Source organism: Kouleothrix sp. (genome assembly GCF_046328425.1).
Classification (GTDB): Bacteria; Chloroflexota; Chloroflexia; order Chloroflexales; family Roseiflexaceae; genus Kouleothrix.
The window spans coordinates 1-24,380 of the sequence record NZ_JAXLWP010000038.1; the positions used below are offsets into that span (position 1 = coordinate 1).

The window sequence follows — 24,380 nt, forward strand, 5'->3', positions numbered from 1 at the left end:
AATGGCACGGGCCATTCGCCTTATATAGTGGTCGTTTCAAACCCCTGCGCCTCGGGGCGGTGTTCCTCTGCCTGACCTGCGGCGCTTGCTAGGTAATCCCTAGCCGGTGTTTCAAACCCCTGCGCCTCGGGGCGGTGTTCCTCTGACTTCCCGACAACCCGGCAGCGGTTGAAGGACGAGCGGTTTCAAACCCCTGCGCCTCGGGGCGGTGTTCCTCTGAGCCTCGCACCACCGGCAGTGCCTGCGCGCGCGTTCCGATGCCCTCCCGCGCCACCACCACTGCCCACCGTGCCTGCGCCCGGTTGCGCGTCTGGCCATCCCTCGCTATCATGTCCCCACTTCCTCCAGTCTAGCAGGTCACTCGTCGGAGGTCAACCATGAATCTTTGGGTGCGTATGCTCGCCGACCTTCCCGCCCTCGCCCAGCGCCAGATCGCCCGCGCTCAGCGTATCTCGCTGCCGCGCGCCTGCCCGCCTGCCACCCGCCTCGCCCGCCTCCGCTTCGCCCTCTGCCACGCCGCCACCGTCCGCGCCGTCTATGCCGCCCTCCCCGCCGATGCCCAGGCTGCCCTCCAGTTCCTCCGCGCCTGCCGTGGCGGCATCCGCCCCGATGCCCTCGCCGCCCGCTTCGGCCCCTTCCGCTCCTGGCCGCTCCTCGCCGCCGACCTCGCTCCCCGCTCGATCAGCGAGCAGCTCCTGCTCCTCGGCTGGCTGCTCCCCCGCCCCGCCACCCCCCGCCATCCCGCCCACTTCCTCGTCCCCCCCGAAGTCCGCCGCTGGCTGCCGCAGCCGCTCGACCCGCCTGCCGCGCCGCCACCCGCGCCCGACCCCGCCGCGCCGCTGCCGCTGGCCCTCCGCGCCGCTACCACCCTGCTGCTCGCCTGCGCCGAGCGCCCCTGCCCGCTCACCCGCCGTGGCGCGCTCCCCCGCGCCACCCTCCGCGCCCTCGCCCCGCGCCTCGCCCCCGCCTCCCCCGCCGATGCCCTCGCCGTCCTCGCCTGGCTGTTCCCGCTCCTCGCCGCCCACCAGCTCCTCGACATCCACGCCGGCCGCGCCACCCTGTCACTCGCCGGCCAGCGCGTGCTTGCCGCCGCCCCCGCCCGCCAGCTCGCCACCCTCCGCGCCGCCTGGGAAGCCGCGCCCGAGCCCGACGCCTGGCTCCGGCGCCTGCGCGTCGACCTGCGCGGCGTCGACTGGCCGCGCCTGCGCCGCCGCCTGCTCGCCTGGGGCGCCGCCTGCCACCTGCCCGCCGACCTGCCGCCCGAGGCGCGCTACGCCGCATTGGCGCGCGCCTTTGGCCCGCTCGCCGATGCCCACACCCACGCCTTTCGCCCCGTCACGCGCGCCCCCTGGCAGCCACACCGCGCCGCCGCCGTCTTCGACGCCGCCTGGCGCGGGCCGCTCGCCTGGCTGGGTGCCTGTGGCCGGGCCGCGCCGCCCGCGCTGCCCGAGCCGGCACCCGAGCCGGCACCCGAGCCGGTACCCGACCCCGCGCCGACCGCGCGCCCGCTGCTGGCCGACCTGCTCGAACCGCTGGCGATTGCCCAGCCCTTCCGCATGCGCGATGCGCTGCGCGTGCGCGGCCGGCCGGGCCAGCGCCGCCTGGCCCGCCGCTGGGACACCCCACCGCCCGCCGACCTGCTCGCCGCTGCGCCCGCCGCCGCCAAGCGCCCCGCGCCACGCTGGGCGTATGGCGCGGCAGGGGTGGTGCGGGTGCCGCACGCGGCCGACCACGCGGCGACGCTGCGGCTGCTGCCGTATGTGCGCTGGGAGGCGAGCGACGCGACGCACACGTGCTACCGCGTGACGGCGGCCACGCTGGCGCGGGCACGTGGGCAGGGCTGGAGCGCCCACGACTGCTGGGCGCTGCTGGCGACCCACGCCGGGCCGCCGCCGGCCGGGTGGAGCGCGGCGCTGCCGCGCCAGCCGGCGGCGCCGGTGCGGCTGGTGGAGACGACGGTGCTGCAGGTGGACGACGCGCGGGTGCTGGAGCGCGCGGCGCAGGGGCGCAGTGTGCGGCGCTACCTGGGGCAGCGGGTGGCGCCGGGGCTGGCGCTGGTGCGGCCGGAGCAGGTGGCGCCGCTGCGGCGCGCGCTGGAGCGGCAGGGGGTGGCGTGCACGTGGGCAGGCGCGCCGCCGACGGCGCAGGCCGGGAGCGAGGACGGCGCGCTGAGCCCTGGCGAGCGGGCGGCGCTGGCGCTGGCGTGGGCGTACTACCGCGCGCACGCGCCGGCCGGCGCGCCGCTGCTGGCGGACGACGGGCTAGAGGCGCGGCTGCGGGTGGGGCTGTCGGCGGCGCTGGCGGCGGCGCTCGACGCGGGGCTGGCGGGGCTGCGCGCGCCGCCGGAGGCGGCCGAGGCGCCGGGGAGGCGGATGGCGGCGGCGCAGGTGCGAGCGGTGCTGGAGCGGGCGCTGGAGCAGCAGGCGCTGGTGGCGCTGTGCTACGACACCGGCGGGGTGGGGGCGTGGAGCCGGCGCACGGTGCGGCCGCTGGCGCTGGAGGCGCGCGCGGAGGGGTGGTACCTGCGGGCGTACTGCTGCGCGCGCCAGGCCGAGCGCACCTTTCGCCTCGACCGCATCGGGGCCGTGGAATAGCGCTGGTTGCACGCTACAGTTGCGTGCTTAGCCCGTCAGAGCCCAGGGCGGCAAGCGACCGAACTCTTCGCCCGTCACGTTGGTCGGAGCGAGTACTCCATCGCACTGGCACGCGCAGGTGGTATGGGGCGAAAACAAAGCGACCGGATACACAATCAGATGCGTATCCGGCCGCCTGTTCTCGCAGTTGCTGGTTTTGAAGGACGGGAAGAAGCGCCCGATCAGCTCGGGTGGGTCTCGTTCTGGTTCTTTTTTCTTCAATGCATGGGCACATGTCCAACGACGCAGCCCCTGCCAGCAGCCCCAGTGCTGGATCAGCTGCTGGGCCAGCGCGACCGGGTTGCTCCTGCCGCCGCCGAGCAGTACGGCGAGGAGTTCGGCGTCCGAGAGCGCGGCGGGGCCTGATGCGATCAGCCGCTCGACTGGGCGCTCGCCAATTGGCCACGTGCGCAATGGGGAGAACATCAAGCCAGGCGTCAAAGCCGGCGATATCGTTGCCTGGCTCAAGCAGGATTTTGACCTGGGGAGCCAGTATGACTGCAGATCCACAGAGCCCATCCTCTGCCTGGGACGAGCGCTACCAGCTGCAGCCGGTCGAGACCATGCCCTGGTTCTACCCGGAGCTTGACGACGATCTCAAGCAGGCGCTCGACGAACTCAATCTCCATGAAGGGCGCGCGCTCGATCTCGGCACCGGGCCGGGCACCCAGGCGATTCAGCTCGCACAGTGTGGCTTCGCTGTGACGGCGACCGAGAACAGTGTTGACAAGGCAATTCAGACGCAGCTCACGAACTGCGGCGCAAAAAGCAGTTCGCCATGATTGGCCCGGCTACGAATACGCGCGTTGAGATTGGCCTCAATATGAAGGGCGTGGCGGCGACCGCTCGGCTGATCGAAATGCCCAGCGGCGGAATGGACATCTATTAGCCAGCGCTGATAATCTCGCGGTAGATGCGCTGGGTTTCCGGCATCGGGTCGACGCCAAGATCGCGCCGGAGCGCGCTCGCGCAGCGCTCGTACTGAGCAATCGCGTCGCGGCGACGCCCAAGCTGCTGGCAGCAGCGCATGACCCGCCCGTGAATATCTTCGCGGTATTCATCGCGCTGCAGCAGCAGTTGGTAGTACGTCATTGCCCGATCGTACGCACTCTGGCGCGCCGCAAGATCGCCCAGCCGCTCCAACCCCACAAGGTAGCGCGAAAGCAGGTGCTCGCGCTCGGTGAGCGCCCAGATGCCGTCGCAGCTATCGACGTAGTAATCGGCCGCATAGCGGTGGATGGCGTGCTCGTATGCTTGTTGCGCCGCCATATGCTGGTTGGCCCGCCAGTGGCGATCGCCGGCGTCGCACTGCGCCAGAAATGCCTTCCGATCATCGTCGATCAGCGCGTCGGGGTGCAGAAAGTAGCTGCCCAGATCGAACACAACATAGCTCGGCTGCAGGTCGAGGTACTGGCGCAACGCCTTGATCGCGACATGCAGGCTATGCGCACCCTTCTCGCGCGTCGTCTCTGGCCAGAAAGTTTCAACTAGCTCTTCCCTGGTTGCCGTGCCGTTCTGCTGCAGCAAGTAGCGAAACACGCCAACCGCCTTGCGCGACTTACAGCGGGGGAGGCTTTGCCCGCCCCGCGCAATCGCGAAATTCCCCAGGTTCGTCACTACCAACGGTGTGAGCTGGGCTGTTCGATCAGCTCCGCCGTGCTCGCGCGCCAGTACCACGGAAGTTTCGGCTTGGACGCCGGCCAGAAGCTGGCAGAGGTGCACTTGGGCCTCACGCGCCGAATCCCACAACGTGCTTTCGTCAGCCATTGGCGCGGCCACCCGCTGAAACCATTCGGCCGCCTCGATGTACGAGTGAGTTTGCAGCAGCAGCCAGGCAAGGTGCCATGCCGCCGCATTGGCGAAGCGCGGCTCGTGTTCGCATGTGATGCCCCACAGCTGGATCAGCAGCGCCCGAGCATCGTCGAGCTTGCCCGCTAGGGCTAGGTGCTCGCTTTGCCGTAACCAGTCATGGGCGCGCAGCCGAATATGCACGCCGGTATTCGCCTCAGGGTCGTTCCACATCATCGGTCACCTTTGCGGTTGCCGCTGGGCGCACCAACGCGCAAAACACCGCGCCGCGCACCATCGCGATTCCAAATTAATTGATATAGAAGCTGACTTATTAGAGTAAACGGGCGAACCGGTCATTTTTGAATACACAATTGAGCGTGATTTGAGCGGCGCATGAGCGTGATGTGAGCGGCCTTTAGTATGCTTGGCGCAACGAAAGCCCGAACGCTGTTTAAACTGCGAATGCAGAGGCGGTGCCTGTGGAAGATGGCCCAGCGTCAGCCGATCAGTATATGGCGCTCGTGGTGCGCGTGGAGCCCGACAATGCCGGTGGGTGGGTTGTTGTGGTTGCAAACCACACCGCACGGCTGACAGCCCATCTCGTGCCAGCTACCCTCGTGGTGCGGTTATGGCGCAGCGTCGAGAGCGATGTGCTGCGCGGTACAGTTTGGCTGGCCGGCACCGAGTATACCGTCGCGGTTCAAACGCAAACGGCAGCACTCGAACTGTTACGAGCATGGTTTGGCCTGGCCGAGTCGCACGGCCCGGCGGCGTAGGAGGTTGCTATGCAGGCACAACAGGCCGCAACAGCGGCTACGATGCAGACACCGTCATCCGCGACAACGGTTGATGGTGTGCTGCACGAGCTGCGCACGCAGCAGGAAGATATCGACCGCAGCTTGGCGAACGGGCAGAGGGCCGTTGATACATTTAAGAAGCTGCAGGCGCAGCTGAAGACCGACATCGGCGCGATCGAGCGCGCCGCCGGCGATCTTGGCAAGGCGCGCGCGGCCGGCCAGAAGGCCAGCGAGGAAGCCCAGCGCACCTGGGACGCGGCCCAGGATCAGTTCGACGAGCTCGAAGAGCAGGTGAAGGCTGACATCGGCGCCAAGCTGGCCGCTGCCGAAACGGCGATCGACAACAAGCAGGGCGACGTAAACACCGCGCGCGGCTTGCTCGACACGCTGCGCGACGAGCAAGCCCAGCTCGAGCGCGACCTGGTGAAGCTCGATGCCAGCTTCCGCCATGCCGTGGCCGCGCTGCAACAGCTGCCGGCCTACATCAACCAGGCGGTCGGCGACCTGCAGAAGCTGCAGGCTGACCTCAAGACCGCCGCTGAGGCCGGCCAGGCTCGCAAAGCCTACGTACTCGCCACCGAGCTGCAGCGCGTCAAGGGCCAGCTCGACAGCTGGCGCACGACGGCCTACGAGCAGCAGCTAGCCGCCGACTACGAGGCCGCTCGCCAGCAACTCGACCAAGGGCGCGGCCAGACCAAAGCCAAACAGGACGAGGCCGACCTCAAGCAGGCCGCGCTGAGCCGAGCCGAGGCTGAGCTGGCCAAGCTCAAAACCGAACGCGCCGCGCTGATCAAAGAGCTGTTCGTGACGCCGCCCGACCAGCCCGCAATCGGCAAGGCCGTTAGCGCATAACACAAGGAGCAGACAATGCCTCAGTACACCTACCCCGGCGTGTATATCGAGGAAATCCCCAGCGGCGTGCGCACGATTACCGGCGTCGCAACCTCGATCACCGCGTTTGTGGGCTGGGCGCGCCAAGGCCCAGCCGACCAGGCGGTGCTGATTACGAGCTGGGCCGACTACGACCGGCTGTTCGGCGGGCTCGATCGCGCCAGCGATATGAGCTACGCGGTCTCGCACTTCTTTACCAATGGCGGCCAGACGGCCTACATCGTTCGGGTAACGGGGGCCGGCGCGGCGCTGGCGAGCGCGACACTCGGCGACTTGACGCTTACAGCGACCGGGCCGGGCGAGTGGGCGCACGACTATGGCGCGTCGATCAAGCTGCGTACCAACGATCCTGACCAGCACTTCACGCTGACGATCGCGCGCCAGGGGCCAAACGATGCTCAGCCGCAGGTGCTTGAGGTATTCGAAAATCTGTCGTTGCGCGACGACGACCAACGCTATGTCAAGCTGGTTATCGACGAGCAATCGCAGTATATGAACGCCACCGTCAACGGCGATTCAATCGCCGGCGCCGACCTGACCATGCTCGACGGCGGGGCCAACGGCGATGAACTGGCGCGCGACTCGGCCGAGTTCTGGTCGGCAGTGCTGCCAGCCGACGCCGATGAAAACGGCCGCCGGGGTGGCGTGTACTTCCTTGAGCGGATCGACCTGTTCAACTTGCTGTGCGTGCCGGGAGCCACCAACGCCGGCAACCTATCGACGCTCGCGCAATTCTGCCGTACGCACCGCGCCTTTCTGATCGCCGACGCCGAAAATTTCCCCAACGAACAAAACGCCAACCCGCTCGCGGGCGACGACGGCATTAACGCGGCGATCTACTACCCTTGGCTGCGCCTGCCCGATCCTCATCAGCAGAACCGGCTGCGCGCATTCCCGCCATCGGGTGCGGTGGCAGGTATTTATGCCCGCACCGACGCCACGCGCGGCGTGTGGAAAGCACCAGCCGGTATCGATGCCAGCGTATCGGGCGCGCGCGGCGTGACGAATATGCTCACCGACACCGAAAATGGGCCATTGAACCAACGCGCGGTTAACTGCGTGCGCACCTTCCCAGTATATGGCACGGTTGTATGGGGCGCGCGCACCTGCCGTGGCATCGACGAGATTGGCTCGGAATGGAAGTATGTGCCGGTGCGCCGCACGGCGCTGTTCATCGAAGAAACGCTGTACCGCAGCTTGAAGTGGGTGGTTTTCGAGCCCAACGACGAGCCGCTGTGGGCGCAGATTCGCCTGAACGTCGGCGCGTTTATGCACGGGCTGTTCCGCCAGGGCGCCTTTCAGGGCCGCTCGCCGCGCGAAGCGTACTTCATTAAGTGCGACAAAGAAACCACGACCCAGAACGACATCAACCTTGGAATTGTCAACATCCTGGTAGGCTTTGCGCCGCTGAAGCCGGCCGAGTTCGTCGTGGTGAAGCTCCAGCAAATGGCCGGGCAGATCGAAGTCTAGCACGCCAGCCTGTTGGCCGCCTGAATTGCCCGGGCCGATCAGCAATCTGCAATTGCACGAGGGAGGCGAACGATGCCCCAGTTCAGCGTCAATATCCAACGCTTCGACCCATATAAGAACTTCAAGTTTCGTGTGAAGTGGGATGGCCGCTATGTCGCCGGCATTAGCAAGGTCGGTGCGCTCAAGCGCACGACGGAAGTGGTCGAGCATCGCGAGGGCGGCGACCCAAACACCAGCCGCAAATCGCCGGGCCGCACCAAGTACGAAGCGATTACGCTTGAGCGGGGTGTCACTCACGATCTCGAATTCGAAGCCTGGGCCAATAAGCTCTGGCACTATGGCAATGGCTTCGAGCAAGAAGTGTCGCTGAAGGATTTCCGCAAGGACATCATCATCGAGCTTTATAACGAGGCCGGGCAACGCGTGCTCTCATACAAGGTCTACCGCTGTTGGGTGTCGGAGTACCAGGCAATGCCCGATCTCGACGCCAACGCTAACGCGGTCGCCATTCAGCATATCAAGCTGGAAAATGAGGGCTGGGAGCGCGACCGCGAAACGCCCGAGCCAAGCGAGCCAATAGTAAGCGACTAATGCGATGTACGAGCGATCTGCTGCCGCTGTACTCGATGCCTGGGAGCGCGGTCGGACGCTTGGGCCGGCCCGCCAGGCGCTACTGCTACTCGATCTGACAGGCGCCAACGCCGACGCGCGCCAACTGAGCGTTGGGCAGCGCGACACGCTGCTGATGGAGCTGCGCGCGCGGATGTTCGGGACACATATCGCAGCGCTGGCCGAATGCCCGGCCTGCGGCGAGCGGCTGGAGCTAGGCTTTGCGCTCGACGACGTGCGGGCTGCGCCACCAGCCGATCCGGCCGCGCCAATCGATCTGCGCGCCGGGGAGTATACATTGCAGGCCCGCCCCCCCAGCGCCGCGGATCTGGTGGCGCTCGAGGCATACACCGGGCTAGCCGAGCGCCGAACCAGGTTGATCGAGTGTTGCGTACTCGCGGCGTATAGCACCGAACAGGCTGTTCCCGCCCGCGATCTGCCCGAAGATCTGGTCGACCAGCTAGCGGCGCGGCTGGCCGAAGCCGACCCGCAGGCCGATGTGCAGCTCGCGCTCGACTGCCCCAGGTGCGGGCATGGCTGGCACGCGCTGTTCGACATTGTGGCGTTTCTATGGCGCGAGCTAGATGCGTGGGCACAGCGCACCCTGCACGATGTTCATACGCTGGCCTGCGCCTACGGCTGGCGCGAGGCCGAGATCCTGGCGCTGAGCGCCGAGCGGCGCGCGTTGTATTTGGAGCTGGTGCGCGGATGAGCGATTTCCTGACCAACCTGGCTGCCCGCAGCATTGGCGCAACCGCGCCACTGCAGCCGCGCCTGCCTGGGCGCTTCGAGCCTGCCGCAGATACGCACGATGAGCAGCCAGATCTGCATTACGAAGACGGCAACTCGGTTGTCGGCGAAACGGCCGCGATACTGCCGGCCGGAATGCACGCCGGGGATGCAACCAGCATCGCGCGGGCTGTTGCAAATGGCAATAGCGCCGCCAGCCAGGCGCATTCGCCCCCGCTCACAAGCCACGCGAATAAGCAGCCCAACGCCGTGCCGACGCCAGCGTTTCAGGGTCGACTGGAGCCGCCCGCGCCCAACAGTATGCCGCGCGCGGAAATACACCCCGGCGCGCCTACGCACTCGGCTGCATTCGCAGATGCCCGGATCGACCGAGTACAGGCACACGCGCCCGACGTTCCGGCTAGTGCAGTTCGCACTGCAAGCTCGGCTACAGCGAAAGCAAGCGTTGATCGGGCTGAGACGGCGCAGCATCGACCAGTGATTGAGCCTGCAGGCGCGGCTATACAGCCAATGCCGGCCGCGTCAGAGCTAACAAGCCGCTCGCAGCCGCACCGGGCCGAAGCGCGAGTCGAGCGGGCAACCACTATTCGCTTCGGCACACCCGAGCCAGCACTGCCGAGCATCGAGCCGAATCTGCCGCTGTGGCTACCGGAACAGCCAGCGACACTTCCGGCCAGCCCGCCCGCGCCGACTATTCATGTGACGATTGGGCGCATTGAGGTACGCGCAAGCGCACAATCTGCCCCGACCCCGCGCCCGGCGGCACGCCCACATGTACAAACATTGGATGAATACTTGCGGCACCGCAGAGGAACAAGCTGATGGCCAACCACCTTGCCATAGCGACCGTGACTGAAGCCCTGCGCCAGCGCATTCTCAGCGTGGTCGAGCCGGTGCTGCCGGGCGTGCAGGTGAGCGCGAAACGGCCCGAGGCCAACAGCGCGCAGACCGATGCGCAGGTGCTCCTGTTTCTGTACCGCGCCACGCCCAATCCCGCGCTGCGCAATGCCGATCTGCCAACCCGCGCTGCCAGTGGCGAGCTGCGCCAGCGCCCGTGCGCCGCGCTCGATCTGCACTACCTACTGTGCTTCGGCGGTGACGACGACCAGCTCATCCCGCAGCGCATGATGGGGCTGGTGGTCGGCGCGCTGCACGCTGCCCCGATGCTCAGCCCCGCTGAAATTCGGCTGGCCATGCAGGGAGAGGCATGGCTCAGCAGCTCGAACCTGGCCGATGAGATCGAGCGGGTCAAATTCAGCCCGGCGGCGCTCAGTCTCGACGATTTGTCGAAGCTGTGGTCGGTGTTCTTTCAAACGCCATATCTGCTGTCGCTGGCTTACGAGGCGAGCGTAGTGCTCTTGGAGGCCGATCTGACGCCGCACGAGCCGCTGCGCGTCCAGCGCCGTGGCGTCGACTCGCTGCCGCTGCGCGAGCCACAGATCGAGGCGCTGCGCCCGGTCGGCGACGCCGAGGGGCCACTGCAGTCCGGCGCGCAGGTCGAGATCGTCGGGCGGCGGCTGCGCGGCCAGCGCACGCTGCTGCGCTTCGATGACAACATCCCCCAGCCAGTGACACCCGAGCGCGACACGCGCCTGGTGGTGCCGGCCGCGCTGCTGGAAACACTGCCGGCCGGCGTCCACACCGCGCAGATCGTGCACGAGGTGCTGCTGGGCAGCCCGCCGCGCGAGCACCAGGCGGTCGAGTCGAATGTGGTGCCGTTCGTCCTGCGGCCGCGCATCGCGCCCCAGCCGCCGCAGCCCGGCGACGCCGAGCTCGCGGTGCGATGCAGCCCGGCCGTACAGCCCGGCCAGAAGGTTCAGCTGCTCTTGAACGAGCTGGGGGTCGAGCGGCCGCGCTCCCACCGCCTGAGCCCGCTCGATGCCGACGCCCAGGCGCCGCGCGACACGCTGCGTTTCGCCATCGACAGCGTGGCGCCAGGCGCCTACCTGGTGCGGGTGCAGATCGACGGCGCCGAGAGCCCGCTGGCACTGGAGGCCGACCCGGACGACCCGCAGACACAGCGGCCGATGCCGCAGGTGACGGTAGCATGAGCGAGCTGCAGCGCATCACCGAGAGCAGCGACACGGCGTTTACGCAGGCGGCCATGCGCTGGCTGCAGGCGCTGGTGGCGGCCCAGCTGCCGCCCAGCACACCAGCGCCCGCGCCGCCCGCCGACGAGCACGACGACTGGCAGCCGGCGCTGGAGGGACTGCGCCGACTGTTCGGCCGCTGGGGCGACACGCGCCCGCCCGAGCCGCAGTTTGTGCCGGCCGGCGCGCGGCCACCCGCCGACACCGCCGCCGTGCGCCAGGCGCGCGCCGCACTCGAGCAGGCCGCCAGGGCCACGCCCGCGCCGCGCTTCAGCGTGCTGTGCGACCTGCTCGGGCTGCTGCCGTTCGAGCGCGACCTGCTGCTGCTGTGCCTGGGGCACGCGATCAGCCCGGCGCTGGCCCAGCAGTGCGCGCGCGCGCCCGAGAGCGCGGCCGGCGCGCCGACCTTCGCACTGGCGCTGCGCCTGGCCGCCGACCCCTGGTGGGAAAGCCTGACGCCCAGCCAGCGCGAGAGCAGCGTCCGGCTCGCCGCCGCACCCGACTGGGGCGCGATGGCGCCCGATCGGCCGCTGCGCGCCTGGGATCTGATCGAGATCACGCAGCCTGGCGCCCAGCCCCTGCTCAGCAGCCTGCTGCGCGCCGACGAGCGGATCGTCAACCACCTGCTCGGCCGCGACTACCTCGACGACCGGATCGCCACGTTCTGCCGAGCGCTCCCGCCGGCGCCAGCGGCAGACGAGCTGAGCGACAGCCAGCGCCAGCGGCTGGCCGCCGGCAAGCGCCAGCTGCTGGCACTCGTCCCGCTCCGCGAGCGGCTGCTCGTGCAGCTGCCGGGCGGCGACTCGGCCACCAAGCGCCTGTACGCGCGCTGGATCGCCGCCGAGCTAGGCCTGCGCCTGCACCTGCTGCCGCTCGAACAGCTCCCGTCGTCGGCGATCAGTAGCTTCGCGCGCTACTGGAACCGCGAGCGGCACATGCAGCGCATCGCGCTCCTGATCGACGCGACGCGGCTGGGGGCCGAAGGGCAGGCGGCGCTTCACCAGCTGCTCGACCGAGCCGGCGGGGTGCTGCTGCTCGATCACGCTGAGCCGCTGGCCGGCCACGACTCCGCGCTGTTGCTCGACGCCGCGCGGCCGACCCCAGCTGAACAGCAGCACGCCTGGGCCGAGCAGCTGGGCGACGGCGAATGGCCCGAGCATCTGGCGGCGCAGTTCAGCCTGAACCGCAGCGAGATCGCCGAGATCAGCCGGGCGGCGGCAGCCCTAGCCGTCCCGGCCGCCGACGCACATGGGCTCGACGCCGACGCCCGCGCCGCGCAGCTGGCGCAGCAGGGCTGGGAGCTGTGCCGCGGCCGGGCGCGCCCGCAGCTCGACGGACTGGCGCAGCGGATCAGTTCGTCGGTGAGGCTCGACAGTGTGCAGCTGCCGCCCGACGAGAAGCGCGCCCTTGAGCAGATCCGCGATCAGACCCGCCACCGCGCGCGCGTCTACGACGGCTACGGCTTCCGCGAGCGGTTGCCGCGCGGGCTGGGCATCAGCGCGCTGTTCGCTGGCCCAAGCGGCACCGGCAAGACCATGGCGGCCGAGGCGATCGCCAACGAGCTGGAGCTAGACCTGTACCGGATCGACCTGGCGAGCGTCGTGAGCAAGTACATCGGCGAGACCGAGAAAAACCTCAAGCGCGTGTTCGACGAGGCCGAGCAGAGCGGTGCGGTGCTCCTGTTCGACGAGGCCGACGCGCTGTTCGGCAAGCGCAGCGAGGTGAAGGACAGCCACGACCGCTACGCCAACATCGAGGTCAGCTATCTGCTGCAGCGCATGGAGGCCTACGAGGGACTGGCGGTCCTGACGAGCAATATGAAGAGCGCGCTCGACCCGGCGTTCCTGCGCCGGCTGCGCTTCATCGTCAGCTTCCCGTTCCCCGGCGTGGCCGAGCGCGAGCAGATCTGGCGCGGCGCGTTCCCGCCCGGCGTCCCTGGCGTGCTGGCGCTCGACTTTCGCGCGCTGGCGCGGCCAAGCCTCACCGGCGGGCAAATCCGCAACATCGCGCTGAACGCGGCTTTTCTGGCGGCCGCCGGCAAGGGCGTGGTGACGCCTGAGCTGCTGCACGCCGCCGCGCGCGACGAGCTGCGCAAAAGCGGCCGGCCGTTGGTCGAGGCCGACTACGTGGCCTGGAAATCGCCCAAGGAGCTAGCTGCGCGGGAGGCATAGATGAACATCACGCTGCATATCGAACGGCTGGTCATTGACGGTGCGCTCGACGCGAGCGACACCGCACAGCTGCAGGCGGCCGTTGTGGCCCAGCTGACGCAGCTGCTGGCCGAGGGCGGGCTGAGCCCCGAGCTCGCGGCTGGCGGCGCGGTTCCATCCAGGCGCGGCGGGACGATCAGCATGGGCGGCTCGGCGCAGGCAATCGGCTCCCAGATCGGCGCGGCGGTGTACGGCAGCATTGGCAACGCACAAAAGCCCTCGGAGCGCGCATGACGACCAGCCGCCAGCTCGCCAAACCGAACAGCGCCGCGCGCCCGGCCGGCGCCACGCTGCAGCGCGCCTGTGCGTGTGGCAAGCACACCGCCGCGGGCGGCGAGTGCGCCGAGTGCGCGCAGAAGCGCGAGCAGGGCCTGCTGCAGCGCGCGGCGATTGCGGCCGCCCCGGCGCCGGATGTAGCGCCGCCGATCGTGCACGACGTACTGCGCACACCCGGCCAGCCGCTGGACGAGCAAACCCGCGCGTTCGTAGAGCCGCGCTTCGGCCAGGACTTCGGCGACGTGCGCGTGCACACCGACGCGCAGGCCGCCGAGAGCGCCCGATCGGTCGGCGCGCTGGCCTACACCGTCGGCAATCACGTGGCCTTCGGCGCCGGGCAGTACCAGCCCAGCAGCAGCACCGGCCAGCGGTTGCTGGCCCACGAGCTAGCGCACGTGGTGCTAGCAAGTCCGGTTGCTCGATCGGAACCAGCGGCGTCTACGCTGCTGATAACTGCCGAGACCTCGCCCGGTGAACATGCCGCGCGCGCATTGACCCAAGGGCAGGCACCCACCGCAATGCCTGGCGAGGCGCCAGCGATACGGCGCGAGGCCATGACACAGGAGCAGATCAATAAGCGCCTGGAAGAGCTCAACGTAGTCATGAACGACCTAAGGTTCAGCGCGGCGGAGCGCAAGGCCGCAGCTGAGGAGTTTGGCCAGCTGAGCGCGCTGCTCAAGAACACGTCCGCCGCGAACAGTCCCTCGAACGTCACCGCCGTAGCGCCAACGAAGGCCGCACCCACCGCCGCCGCGCTGAATATATCGCCGAGCGCCAGTGTCGAGGAGATCATCGAGGTCATGCGGGTGATCGACGCGATCAAACCGTCCGAGCTTGCTGGCGGCTTGTTCACCACACGCTTCAAAGGCCAGACAATCACGCTGACCACACAACAGGCCGAGCAGGTTCGCGCCGGTGCCCGTAAGGCACTGAAGGACGCCCTGGACAAATCAATCAGCCGGCGCAACCAGGCGCTGGGGCGCTACCAAGGCCAGGAAAAGGTTAACGACGATTTCCCGGTGACATCGCGCGCGGTGAAGGCGTTCGCGTGGATCAGATCGCTTGGCAGCTACTCGAATCCGCGCGAGTCGGTCTACGGCCAGTCGGCGATTGTGAACGACCGCGCCGCGCGCGCGAAGGCTGTGATCGAAAAGGACAGCTTCGCCGAAGCCATTCGGCTCGTGTCCGAGGCTGACGCCGCCTCCGAGCGCACCAGCATCATTGTGCACGCCTATATCGACCAGCTGATCGAGGGCGGCGAGAACCTGGCGACCGAGCTGACCTACACCCGGGACGCGGCCTTTATTACGGTTGGCGTGCTGGCCGTGGTTATCACCGGCGGCGCCGCGCTGGGGCTAGAGGCCGGGGTTGTAGGGACTGGGGTCGGCGGCCTAAGCCTGGGGACCACTACGACGGTGGTCTCGGTGGGCGCGCCGATCGTCGCCAACCTTGGGGTAGCGGGGCTCAAAGTCGCAGAAGGCGACAAGGTCGATTGGGGTCAGCTGGTGGTCGAAACAGTGGTGCAGATCGTCCTAGCCAAGTTTGGCGGCAAGCTCAGCGCCGGTATCGCCGGCAAGCTCGCCGGCAACCCGGCCACCCAGACGCTGGCTCGCCAAGCCATTGCGACGCTTGTGAGCGGCGCCGCGACGCACGTTGTCTCGCAAGCCTTTAGCACTACTGTGTCGGATGTTTACCAGCAGCTGCACGGTAAAAATGTGACATGGGACGACTATCTGAAGCACCTGGCTGACGCGCTCTCGGAGCCAACCGGCTGGTTCATGGTTGCGCTGGGCAGCGGTGTTCATACAGCCGCACAGGCGAAAGTTGCGAACGCTGTGAAATCCCAGGCGGCCGCGACGCCTCCACAGCCCGCAGCTACCGCCGACAAGCCTGCAACTACCGATGTTGGCCTGGCCGATCGCGGTTATCGGCCCCAACCCGGCGAGCGAGCGACCACACGCGAGCAGTGGAAGGCGCAGAGCGGCCAAGAACGATGGAAGCGCTCAGTCGAGAAAGCGTTCGAGGGCGCATTGGAGAACCAAGCGGCCACGCCGAACGTCACAGGTGGTAAGACGAACCAGCGGATTGGCGATCGCCGTGTCCCACCGGAACCAAAGACGCGGATGGACATCGAAGATGTGCCGCTCCGGCCTGGAGAGACGAGCCGCCAAGCCGTGGCACGTGTGCGAACAGTCATTGGCAAGAAGGTGTCCGATCTTCCTGAGCTATCGAGGCACTGGGACGCGGCCCGCGCTGAGGTGCTGCGCAGCAACACACTGACTGACGCCAATAAGACCATACTGTACGACAAGACCCGTGATGCGTTCTGGCGCAACGTGCGCCGCGACCCAGCAGCTACAAAGATACTGACTGACGCAGGTTTTGTGCTGCCGAGTCGCAACACCACTGCGCCGGTGCTTGGTGGGGTCGATCCGAGCATACCAGAGCAAGAAACGCGCATCAGCTTGGATCATATCGCGGAGAAGGCGCAGGGGGACAACTGGCGAAAGGCGCTGGACGCCGACAACCTGCGCCTTGAGTTTGCCCAGCCCAATACTGAGCGCGAGGTGAAACAGGCGCGACATCCGAACTTGCGCGAAGACTGAGCGAAATGAGCAAAGAGAAAACACAAGCGACGGCTCACTCCACCAAGGCCACACCGCCACCAATCAACCTTCAGCGCGCCTGTGCGTGTGGCAAGCATACCGACGCGGGCGGCGAGTGCGCTGAGTGCGCGCAGAAGCGCGCGCAGGGCCAGCTCCAACGCGCGGCCATCGCCCAGGCGCCAGCCGTAGCGCCGCCGATCGTGCACGATGTGCTGCGCGCGCCTGGCCAGCCACTCGACGATGCGACGCGCGACGCCATGGAGCCGCGCTTCGGCCAAGACTTCGGCGACGTGCGCGTGCACACCGACGCGCAGGCGGCTGCCAGCGCCGACGCCGTGCAGGCGCAGGCGTATACCGTCGGCAACCATGTTGCGTTCGGCGCGGGTGAGTACCAGCCGGGCAGCAGTGCCGGGCAGCGCCTGCTGGCGCACGAGCTCGCCCACGTGGTGCAGCAGGGGGAGCAAGCAACATCCGCGCATCTGCGTGTCGAGCCAGCGGCGAGCGTGAGCGAGCATGCGGCCGTTCAAGCGGCACAACGTGTGGCTAGTGGCGAAGCCATCGGCAGCATCGGTACGGCTCAGCCGACGCTTCACCGCAAACCCCAACGAAAGATGATGCGTGCGAATCGCTTCTTGCCAGATGAGCGTAAAAAGCTGCGTGCGCTTGGGCGCGGCGAGCTGAACGAGTTGATCGACCAGATTATCGCCGATGGCGCATTCCACACTGTGCATAAAGAGTTGATCGATGGCGTCGAGCATACCTGGGAAGTGAAGACCGAGATCATAGAGCTAAGCGAAGAAGAGCAGTACCGTGGTGCCGCCTTCGGAGGCGCAATCGCACCGGAACAAACCGTCACCACACCCGACGGCAAAGCCATGCGGCACCAAGAAACGTTTATCTTGCGCGGCGGGCAAGCCTCGTCACTTGAAACGGCACTGCACGAGCTGATTCATCTGCGCATTATGATCGACCGGCGCCTGCCCGCCGAGAAGCGGTCGAGCTTTTTTAATGAGTATGCTCAGCTCAACGAGATGACTGAGGTGCTACCAAGCGCCACATTTGGCAAGCGCGATTCGACTGACAGTAAAGCTAGCTATGGAGCGCTGCCGATTGTGAGTGGCCTTTGGGAGCGTGAGAAAGTCGTTCTGACAAAGATCGGCGCGCTACGTTCGTTCTATATCAACAAGGACGCTAGCGCAGAGGCGGCCTTCGATGCTGATCCGGAACTTACACCGGCTGCAGTGATTGAATTTCTCACCCAGGAAAAATACGTATCGCAGACAGCGACCAAAGCTGCCACAAAGCACGAGCGGTCGAACAACACGGTGGCCCGACTCTACGCACGCGCCTTGGCGAGCAAATTCCAGGCCCATCTATCCAACGCAACAAAAGAGATCCTTGGAAAATCGCCTGTGGGCAGCCGGATGCTGGCCGACGCAACCGACGAGCTACGGCTGGCGATCGAGCGAATGTACGAAATGATCGATCAATTGCTTGCTCAGTCTGCATCGTTCAGCCAGAATCGGCCCGCTCCGCCGGCCAATATGCCCGATCCAAAAAGCTTTGAATCACCCCCGCTCAATATCGGCGGCGAGCCAACCAAGCCTAAAGCGCAGTAGAACGGGGAATTCGCTTGAGCCGAACGCACTATATTCGAGAGCTTCTGAACACACCCTAGCGGCATAGGCTAAAACCTGAAGGAACCGAGCAATGCCCACCGACTCGCCAATCTCGCCGCGCCTGATCAAGGGCGGCATCGCGCTGATCGACCCGGACGCCGGCACGCCGGTACGAGTGATCGCGCTGCAGTATAACCCGGACACGCTCAGCCGCACCCTGCAGCCGCAGTCGGTCGGCGCCGAGGCCAGCGCCGACCGCTCGATGGCGCTGCGCCTCAAGGGCCCGCCGGTCGAGACCTACAAGCTCGAGGCCGAGCTCGACGCGGCCGACCAGCTCGAGGCCGGCGACCCGCTGGTGCGCCGATTGGGCTTGCTGCCGCAGCTGGCGGCGATCGAGCTGCTGGTGTACCCCACCAGCGCGCAGCTGCAAGAGTACGACCGCATGGCCGGGCGCGGCGAGCTGGAGATCGCGCCGATCCAGGCGCCGCTGGCGCTGTTCGTCTGGAGCACCAGCCGCGTCGCGCCGGTGCGTGTTACCGATTTCAGCATCACCGAAGAGTTTTTCGATCCGCAGCTCAACCCGATCCGCGCCAAAATCAGCCTGGGCCTGCGCGTCCTCAGCGTCAGCGACCTGGGCTTCGCTCACCGCGGCGGCGCGCTATACCTGCGCTATCAGAAGGAGAAAGAGCGCCTGGCGGCCATGCACCGCGACGCCGCGGCTGGCACGCTAGGGCTCCAAGGGGTGCCGTCATGACCAGCTACGACGACCAGAACCAGCGCCTGCAGGCGCTGCTCCAGCCGCTGCCACTCAGCGCCACGCTGTTCCCGCCCAACAGCCGCTACGCCGGCCTGGCCACCGCGATCCTCGACCCGGACGGCGAGCGACCGATCATCTACCTGCGCCGCCGCTTCGTGCCGGCGCCCGAGCGCCTGGCGCTGCGCGAGCGTGCTGCGTCGGGGCGAGCGGCTCGACTCCACATCCGCCGCGGCCGAGATCGGCGACCCCGAGCTGTTCTGGCGGCTGTGCGACGCCAACCGCGCGCTGCACCCAAATGAGCTGATGGCCGAGCTGGGCCGCCGGCTGCGCGTGCCGCTGCCTGAAGGTATGCCGGGGAATGGCGATGAATAGCGGCATCAACCTGTCGATCTACGTCGGCCCGGCGGTGCCCATCCCCGCGCCGCGCGCGCTGGTCGAGGCGCTGACCGAGGTGACGGTGCGCGCCGGCAGCGGCGACGACGAGGGCTTCGAGCTGAAGTTCAACCTGAGCGACAACGCCGGCCTGCTCCAGACGATCTTCCTGCTCTCGGGCGGCGCCATGCCGCCGCTCATCCGCGTCGTGCTGGCGGTTAGCGTCTACGGCTCGCTCGACGTGCTGATGGACGGCGTGGTGACCCAGACGCAGATCGCGCCCGACACCGGCGCCGGCCCAACCCAGCTCGTCGTCAAAGGCCGCGATATCAGCCAGGTAATGGACAACGTCGATTTCACCGGCCTGCTGCCCTACCCGGCCATGCCGGTCGAAGCGCGCGTGGCGCTGATCATCGCCAAGTACATGCTGTTCGGCCTGGTACCGCTGATCATCCCGACGCCGACGATCGACATCAACAACCCGCTCGAGCGGATCGAGCAGCACTGGGGCACCGATCTGACGTACCTGCGCTGGCTGGCGGACGAGGTCGGCTACACCTTCTACATCGAGCCTGGGCCGGTGGTGGGCGCCAACCTGGCCTACTGGGGGCCGATGCTGCGCGTCGGGCCGGTGCAGAAGGCGCTGAACGTCGATATGGACATGGAGACCAACGTTGAGCAGATCAGCTGCACGTTCGATCACAACGGCGCGATCATGCCGATCGTCGCGATCGAGAACCCGATCACGCGCTTCCCGCCCATCCCGATCCCAGTCGGGCTCATCAATCCGCTCGACCCGCCGCTGGGTTTGGTGCCGCCGATCCCGAAGGGCTTCGAGATCGAGTACCGCGCCGCGAACAGGAGCTTCCCGCGCGCGCTGATGTTGGCCTGGGCCAAGCAGGCTACCAGCAGCCGCAGCGCGCATGCCAGCGGCTCGCTGGATGTGCTGCGCTACGGGCAGGCGCTTAAGCCGCGCCGGCTGGTAGGGCTGCGCGGCGTCGGCACAGCCTTCGACGGCCTGTATTACGTGGAGAGCGTGGTCAGCACACTCAAGCGCGGCGAGTTCAAGCAGAGCTTTGAGCTGGTGCGCAACGGCCTGATCTCGACAGTGCAAAGGATCCCAGTATGACGACAGCTACAGCTCCCGGCCCCAAGCCGGCGCATGGCAAGAAGCACTACTTCGGCAAGTATCGCGGCTCGGTGCTGAACAACTTCGATCCGATGGGCATCGGCCGCGTGCTGGTGGAAGTCACCGGCATCATCTCACTCTCGTCGAGCTGGGCCATGCCGTGCTTCCCGGTGGCCGGCATGCAGAGCGGCTTCATCGCCGTGCCGCCGATCGGCGCAGGGGTGTGGATCGAGTTCGAGGGCGGCGACCCCGACCGGCCGATCTGGACCGGCTGCTACCACAGCACGCGCGCCGAGGTGCCGCCGCTGGTGCAGCTGTTCCCGCCGCCAATCCCGACCATGACGATGCACACGCCGCTAATGAACAGCATCCAGCTCAGCGACGCCCCGCCGACGCCGATCAGCGGCGGGATCGTGCTGCAGAGCCGCTCGGGCGCGATGATCGTGGTGAACGACCTGGGCATCACGCTCTCGGATGGCAAGGGCGCGATGGTGACGCTGATGGGCGGCGTGGTGACGGTGAACCTCGGCGCGCTGATTGTGAAGTAGAAGGAGCGCAGGCATGCCCGGATTTCTATTGCATATCGGCGCGGGAGTGCAGTGCTTCCACGGCGCGGCGGCCAGCGCCGCTACCAGCAACGTGCGCGTATTCGTCGGCCCGCTGGCGGCGGTGACGGTCGCCGACCTGTGGAACGTGGCCGGCTGCCCATTCCAGATCCCGGTGCCGCCCGGCACCAAGCCGCAGCCGTGCGTGAGCCTGCGCTGGGCGCCGGCCACGCGTGTGCTGATCAACGGCCAGCCGGCGGTGGTGCAGGTGCCCGGCCCCGGCCAGGGCATATGTCTGCCGATCGAGCAGATCCCCCAAGGCGCGCCAGTGGTGAGCGCGCTGCAGGGCCGCGTGTTTGCCATGTGAGGGCGCTATGCAGATCGACTACCCCTGGAGCTACGCGATGCGCGGGCGCACCAGCCTGACCGACGATGCGGAGCACGTACGCGACATGCTCGAGCTGCTGATCTTCACCGATCCCGGCGAGCGCGTGAACCGCCCTGGCTTTGGCTGCGGCCTGCGCCAGTTGATCTTCGCGCCCAACAGCCCCGAGCTGGCTGCGGCGCTGCAGTTTACGATGCAGGCCGCCATCCAGCGCGAATTGGGCGATCTGTTGTCGCTCGAGGGCCTCGAGGTGCGCAGTGAGGACAGCACGCTCGCGGTGCTTGTGCAGTATGTGCTGCTGCGCAGCGGCGAGCGCCAGGTGGCGGTGTTCGAGCGGAGAACGCTATGAGCGATACGACCGAGCTCACCTGCCGCGACGACCGCCGCCGCGCGCTTGTGCGCGCACGCTGCTGGCATGGAATCGATTATGTCGAAACCGATACCGACGACCAGGGGCGGCCGATCCTGCGGGTGTTTTTCTTGACCAAATTCCCGCCCGACCTTGCCCAGCCGTTCGAGCTGGCGAATGTGCGAATCACGGGTGGCCGCCCGCCTGGGCTACGCGCGCTCGCGCTCGATTTCGAGCGCCCGAACGACGAGGCGGTCGACGATGTGGCGATCATTCGGCTCGACGCGCCGGGCGGCCGCGCGACCTATACGCTGCGGCTGGCCAGCGCGGCCGGCGATGGCCCGCTGCCGGGCTTCGACGCGCGCTACAGTGCCGCGCGGTTTAGCTTCGTGCCCGACGCCCCGGCCGAGATCGATTGCCGCCAACCGCCGGGCTGCGCGCCCGACGTCGGCACCACGCCCGAGCTGAGCTACCTCGCCAAGGACTACGCCAGCTTTCGCCAGCTGCTGCTTGACCGGCTGGCGCTTACTCTGCCAGGCTGGCGCGAGCGCCACAGCCCAGACCTGTACCTCACGCTGGTGGAGCTGCTGGCCTACGCCGGCGACCAGCTGAGCTACTACCAGGACGCAGTGGCGACCGAGGCCTACCTGGAAACCGCGCGCCGGCGCATCTCGGTTCGCCGCCACGTGCGGCTGGTGGACTACGCGCTGCACGAAGGCTGCAATGCGCGCGCTTGGGTCTACCTCGAAGTCGAGGGCGATCCCGAGATCGCGGCCGATGCGCTGACGTTCATCACCCGGCCGGCCGGCCTGCGCGGCACCGGCCCGGTGCTGCTGCCCGATGCGCTGCGCGATACGCCGCGCGAGCGCTACGAGCTGTTCGAGCCGATCATCGAGGCGCTGCCGGCCGCGATCACCGAGCGCGACATCCGCCGCCCGCGTATGTTGGCGCGCCGCCTGCGCGACCCGAACGAGCGTGGGCGGCTGCTGCTTTACATCCGCGCCCAGCTCGGCGCCGAGACGCGCGCACTGCTCGAGCTGGCTGAGGGTCCGCCCGAGGAACTGCCGCGCCTGATCGCCGCGCTGGCAAGCGAGCTGAACCGGGTGCTCAACCAGCCCGGTCTGGCGCTGGCCGACGCCGACGCAGCGGCGCAAGTGGCCGCGCGCTACGGCTCGCTCAACGCGCTGCACGGCGCGTGCCTGTGCCAGCACAACCGACCGGCGTTCGAAGACGCCCTGCCCACCGAGCTGGCCCAGCCGGCGCTGCTGCGCTTCTACCAGGCCCACAACTGCATCCGCTTCTACACCTGGCAGCAGGCCGAGTGCTGCCTGCCGGCCGGCGCCACCAGCGCTACCCTGCGCGACGCCTGGGTCGACCGCGCAGCCGAGCGGCGGGCGCTGCGCTATCTGCGCCCAGGCGACGTGCTCATCTTCGAGGAAGTGCTTGGCCCGCGTAGCGGCCAGGCTGCCGACGCCGACCCGCGCCACCGCCACGCGGTACGTCTCACTCGCGCCGACCCGGCCACTGACCCGCTCTGCGACCAGCCGATCGTCGAGATCGCCTGGGATCCAGCCGACGCATTGCCGTTCGCGCTGTGTCTTTCGGCGCTCGGCCCGGCGCCCGAGTGCGCGATGCTCGAAGATGTGAGCGTCGCGCGCGGCAATGTGGTGTTGGCCGACCACGGCGAGAAGCTGCGCGAGCCCGACCCGGCTCGGCTGCGCGACAGCGCTCGGACGATCCTGGCCGTGCCGTTCGAGCCGCCCGACGATCTGGTGCCGGTGGCCGAGATGCGCGCGCGCTGCGACGGCGAGGGCCGCCTGGCCGAAAGTTTTATGCTGGCCGGCCGTTACCGGCCCACACTGGCGCGCGGCCCGCTGGTGTTCGCCGAGCCGCCGCCCGCGCCCGGTATGCCAGCCAGCCTGGCGCTGCGGCAAGATCCGCGCCTGGCACGCCCGCAGATCATGCTCTTCAGCCCGGTCGAGCGCGCGCACCCACGCCAGCCGCCGGTCACGCGCCTGCCCGGCTTCGACGGCTGGCCGCCGCTGCCGCTGCTCTACGAGCGCTGGGAGCCGCGCCCCGACCTGCTCGCGAGCGCCCCCGACGACCGCCACTTTGTCGTGGAGGTCGACGACGACCAGCGCGCCTATGTGCGCTTCGGCGACGACGAGCACGGCGCTACGCCAACGCCGGGCGCACGCTTCCTGGCGGCCTACCGCGTAGGCGGCGGGCCGGCCGGCAATATCGCCGCCGAGCAGATCGACGGCCTGGTGCTGCGCGGCATGCTACGCGGCGGCGCGATTATTCGGGTGCGCAACCCGTTGCCGGCCGTCGGCGGCAGCGCGCCCGAGCCGCTGGCCGATGCCCGCCTGCGCGCGCCTCACGCCTTCCGCCAGACGCTGATGCGGGCGATCACCGCCGACGACTACGCCGCGATCGTGGAGCGCGATTTCAGCACTCAGATCCAGCGTGCGCACGCCGCGATCGAGCCCGGCGGAGGCGGCCGAGCCGCGGTGCGGGTACTGCTCGACACGCGTGGCGGGGCCGACGACGCGGAGATCGCCGGCCGCGTCAGCGGTCACCTCGCGCATTTCCGCCGGCTCGGGCATGATCTGACGGTCGAGGTGGCCAAGCCGGTGGGCATCAGCCTCGCACTGCGCGTGCGGATGCTGCCGCATAGCGAGCGCGGCGCGGTATACGCGGCCCTGAACGATCTATTCAGCAACCGCGCGCTGCCCGGCGGACGGCGCGGCTTCTTCCACCCCGACACCCTGACCTTCGGGCAAGGTATCGCGATCAGCGCGCTGGTGGCGAGAGCGCAGAAGGTACCGGGCGTCGCGGCCGTCAGCGTCACGCAGCTCCACCGCCAGGGCGAGGCGCAGTCGCTGCCCGACGACGGTCTGCTCGCGGTGGGCCAAAACGAGATCGTGCGGCTCGACAACGACCCCGATGCTCCCGCAAACGGCGTGCTAACGCTGATCTTGGAGGCCAGCCGATGAGTGACAATTGCTGTTGCGGCTGCGCGGGCTGCTCCACTGCCGCGCCCGCGAACCCGCCCGATCAACCAGCCCTGGTGTACAGACGTGGCGCCTACTCCGCCGCTT

General features: G+C 68.0%; 21 protein-coding genes. 19 read left to right on the forward strand and 2 right to left on the reverse strand.

Translation table 11 applies throughout. The features are described from left to right. Positions 1–377: 377 nt before the first annotated feature. Positions 378–2,594: a WYL domain-containing protein gene (locus tag U0177_RS26005; protein ID WP_409573593.1), complete on the forward strand. Its 2,217-nt coding sequence runs from the start codon at positions 378–380 to the stop codon at positions 2,592–2,594. Positions 2,595–2,621: 27 nt separating this feature from the next. On the opposite strand, the gene U0177_RS26010 is transcribed toward U0177_RS26005, so the two are convergent. Next, complete coding sequence (locus U0177_RS26010) at positions 2,622–3,143, reverse strand: UPF0758 domain-containing protein (RefSeq protein ID WP_409573594.1); 522 nt, start codon at positions 3,141–3,143, stop codon at positions 2,622–2,624. Here U0177_RS26010 and U0177_RS26015 point away from each other — a divergent pair. Beyond that, positions 3,128–3,415, forward strand: a complete 288-nt coding sequence (locus tag U0177_RS26015) for a hypothetical protein (protein WP_409573595.1) — start codon at positions 3,128–3,130, stop codon at positions 3,413–3,415. The genes U0177_RS26010 and U0177_RS26015 overlap by 16 nt on opposite strands. Positions 3,416–3,518: 103 nt before the next feature. Here the strand turns inward: U0177_RS26015 and U0177_RS26020 are convergent, their stop codons facing one another. After that, positions 3,519–4,625: a BTAD domain-containing putative transcriptional regulator gene (locus U0177_RS26020; protein WP_409573596.1), complete on the reverse strand. Its 1,107-nt coding sequence runs from the start codon at positions 4,623–4,625 to the stop codon at positions 3,519–3,521. A 278-nt stretch (positions 4,626–4,903) separates the two neighbouring features. Between U0177_RS26020 and U0177_RS26025 the strand changes: the two genes are divergently transcribed. The 17 genes from U0177_RS26025 (at position 4,904) to U0177_RS26105 (ending at position 24,275) form a co-directional block, all read left to right on the forward strand. Further along, positions 4,904–5,200, forward strand: a complete 297-nt coding sequence (locus U0177_RS26025) for a hypothetical protein (RefSeq protein WP_409573597.1) — start codon at positions 4,904–4,906, stop codon at positions 5,198–5,200. A 9-nt stretch (positions 5,201–5,209) separates the two neighbouring features. After that, the gene (locus U0177_RS26030) at positions 5,210–6,073 is read left to right on the forward strand and encodes a hypothetical protein (RefSeq protein ID WP_409573598.1); all 864 of its coding nucleotides are present in this window, start codon (positions 5,210–5,212) and stop codon (positions 6,071–6,073) included. 15 nt (positions 6,074–6,088) lie between these two features. After that, a complete protein-coding gene (locus U0177_RS26035) occupies positions 6,089–7,582 on the forward strand; it encodes a phage tail sheath C-terminal domain-containing protein (protein WP_409573599.1) in 1,494 nt (497 codons plus the stop codon). Positions 7,583–7,654: 72 nt separating this feature from the next. Further along, positions 7,655–8,173: a phage tail protein gene (locus U0177_RS26040; RefSeq protein ID WP_409573600.1), complete on the forward strand. Its 519-nt coding sequence runs from the start codon at positions 7,655–7,657 to the stop codon at positions 8,171–8,173. Positions 8,174–8,177: 4 nt separating this feature from the next. After that, positions 8,178–8,903 carry a phage baseplate protein gene (locus U0177_RS26045; RefSeq protein WP_409573601.1) on the forward strand — a complete coding sequence of 242 codons (726 nt, stop codon included), beginning with the start codon at positions 8,178–8,180 and terminating at the stop codon, positions 8,901–8,903. An 859-nt stretch (positions 8,904–9,762) separates the two neighbouring features. Further along, positions 9,763–10,992 (forward strand): DUF4255 domain-containing protein, encoded by a 1,230-nt coding sequence (locus U0177_RS26050; protein ID WP_409573602.1) that lies wholly within the window; start codon positions 9,763–9,765, stop codon positions 10,990–10,992. Continuing rightward, a complete protein-coding gene (locus U0177_RS26055; protein WP_409573603.1) occupies positions 10,989–13,202 on the forward strand; it encodes an AAA family ATPase in 2,214 nt (737 codons plus the stop codon). The genes U0177_RS26050 and U0177_RS26055 overlap by 4 nt, the downstream gene beginning before the upstream one ends. Then, the gene (locus U0177_RS26060) at positions 13,203–13,475 is read left to right on the forward strand and encodes a hypothetical protein (protein ID WP_409573604.1); all 273 of its coding nucleotides are present in this window, start codon (positions 13,203–13,205) and stop codon (positions 13,473–13,475) included. Further along, positions 13,472–16,123 (forward strand): DUF4157 domain-containing protein, encoded by a 2,652-nt coding sequence (locus U0177_RS26065; protein ID WP_409573605.1) that lies wholly within the window; start codon positions 13,472–13,474, stop codon positions 16,121–16,123. Before U0177_RS26060 ends, U0177_RS26065 begins: the two co-directional genes overlap by 4 nt. A gap of 5 nt (positions 16,124–16,128) precedes the next feature. Further along, positions 16,129–17,742, forward strand: coding sequence for a DUF4157 domain-containing protein (locus tag U0177_RS26070; RefSeq protein ID WP_409573606.1), 1,614 nt, complete (start codon positions 16,129–16,131; stop codon positions 17,740–17,742). A 91-nt stretch (positions 17,743–17,833) separates the two neighbouring features. After that, positions 17,834–18,496 (forward strand): hypothetical protein, encoded by a 663-nt coding sequence (locus tag U0177_RS26075; protein WP_409573607.1) that lies wholly within the window; start codon positions 17,834–17,836, stop codon positions 18,494–18,496. Beyond that, complete coding sequence (locus tag U0177_RS26080; RefSeq protein WP_409573608.1) at positions 18,493–18,798, forward strand: hypothetical protein; 306 nt, start codon at positions 18,493–18,495, stop codon at positions 18,796–18,798. Before U0177_RS26075 ends, U0177_RS26080 begins: the two co-directional genes overlap by 4 nt. A 59-nt stretch (positions 18,799–18,857) precedes the next feature. Beyond that, the gene (locus tag U0177_RS26085) at positions 18,858–20,000 is read left to right on the forward strand and encodes a hypothetical protein (protein WP_409573609.1); all 1,143 of its coding nucleotides are present in this window, start codon (positions 18,858–18,860) and stop codon (positions 19,998–20,000) included. Then, positions 19,997–20,548 carry a phage baseplate assembly protein V gene (locus U0177_RS26090; RefSeq protein WP_409573610.1) on the forward strand — a complete coding sequence of 184 codons (552 nt, stop codon included), beginning with the start codon at positions 19,997–19,999 and terminating at the stop codon, positions 20,546–20,548. The genes U0177_RS26085 and U0177_RS26090 overlap by 4 nt, the downstream gene beginning before the upstream one ends. Before the next feature lie 13 nt (positions 20,549–20,561). Then, positions 20,562–20,912 (forward strand): hypothetical protein, encoded by a 351-nt coding sequence (locus tag U0177_RS26095; RefSeq protein WP_409573611.1) that lies wholly within the window; start codon positions 20,562–20,564, stop codon positions 20,910–20,912. A gap of 7 nt (positions 20,913–20,919) precedes the next feature. Continuing rightward, positions 20,920–21,279, forward strand: a complete 360-nt coding sequence (locus tag U0177_RS26100; protein ID WP_409573612.1) for a GPW/gp25 family protein — start codon at positions 20,920–20,922, stop codon at positions 21,277–21,279. Beyond that, positions 21,276–24,275 (forward strand): putative baseplate assembly protein, encoded by a 3,000-nt coding sequence (locus U0177_RS26105; RefSeq protein ID WP_409573613.1) that lies wholly within the window; start codon positions 21,276–21,278, stop codon positions 24,273–24,275. The genes U0177_RS26100 and U0177_RS26105 overlap by 4 nt, the downstream gene beginning before the upstream one ends. Positions 24,276–24,380: the final 105 nt, after the last annotated feature.

Excerpts from the sequence above, each read along its gene's own strand:
- U0177_RS26015 (WP_409573595.1), top strand. The coding sequence starts at position 3,128 with ATGACTGCAGATCCACAGAGCCCATCCTCTGCCTGGGACGAGCGCTAC.
- U0177_RS26105 (WP_409573613.1), top strand. The coding sequence starts at position 21,276 with ATGAGCGATACGACCGAGCTCACCTGCCGCGACGACCGCCGCCGCGCG.
- U0177_RS26090 (WP_409573610.1), top strand. The coding sequence starts at position 19,997 with ATGACGACAGCTACAGCTCCCGGCCCCAAGCCGGCGCATGGCAAGAAG.
- U0177_RS26080 (WP_409573608.1), top strand. The coding sequence starts at position 18,493 with ATGACCAGCTACGACGACCAGAACCAGCGCCTGCAGGCGCTGCTCCAG.
- U0177_RS26095 (WP_409573611.1), top strand. The coding sequence starts at position 20,562 with ATGCCCGGATTTCTATTGCATATCGGCGCGGGAGTGCAGTGCTTCCAC.
- U0177_RS26045 (WP_409573601.1), top strand. The coding sequence starts at position 8,178 with ATGTACGAGCGATCTGCTGCCGCTGTACTCGATGCCTGGGAGCGCGGT.
- U0177_RS26030 (WP_409573598.1), top strand. The coding sequence starts at position 5,210 with ATGCAGGCACAACAGGCCGCAACAGCGGCTACGATGCAGACACCGTCA.
- U0177_RS26065 (WP_409573605.1), top strand. The coding sequence starts at position 13,472 with ATGACGACCAGCCGCCAGCTCGCCAAACCGAACAGCGCCGCGCGCCCG.
- U0177_RS26005 (WP_409573593.1), top strand. The coding sequence starts at position 378 with ATGAATCTTTGGGTGCGTATGCTCGCCGACCTTCCCGCCCTCGCCCAG.
- U0177_RS26085 (WP_409573609.1), top strand. The coding sequence starts at position 18,858 with ATGGCGATGAATAGCGGCATCAACCTGTCGATCTACGTCGGCCCGGCG.
- U0177_RS26040 (WP_409573600.1), top strand. The coding sequence starts at position 7,655 with ATGCCCCAGTTCAGCGTCAATATCCAACGCTTCGACCCATATAAGAAC.
- U0177_RS26100 (WP_409573612.1), top strand. The coding sequence starts at position 20,920 with ATGCAGATCGACTACCCCTGGAGCTACGCGATGCGCGGGCGCACCAGC.
- U0177_RS26070 (WP_409573606.1), top strand. The coding sequence starts at position 16,129 with ATGAGCAAAGAGAAAACACAAGCGACGGCTCACTCCACCAAGGCCACA.
- U0177_RS26035 (WP_409573599.1), top strand. The coding sequence starts at position 6,089 with ATGCCTCAGTACACCTACCCCGGCGTGTATATCGAGGAAATCCCCAGC.
- U0177_RS26075 (WP_409573607.1), top strand. The coding sequence starts at position 17,834 with ATGCCCACCGACTCGCCAATCTCGCCGCGCCTGATCAAGGGCGGCATC.
- U0177_RS26060 (WP_409573604.1), top strand. The coding sequence starts at position 13,203 with ATGAACATCACGCTGCATATCGAACGGCTGGTCATTGACGGTGCGCTC.
- U0177_RS26050 (WP_409573602.1), top strand. The coding sequence starts at position 9,763 with ATGGCCAACCACCTTGCCATAGCGACCGTGACTGAAGCCCTGCGCCAG.
- U0177_RS26055 (WP_409573603.1), top strand. The coding sequence starts at position 10,989 with ATGAGCGAGCTGCAGCGCATCACCGAGAGCAGCGACACGGCGTTTACG.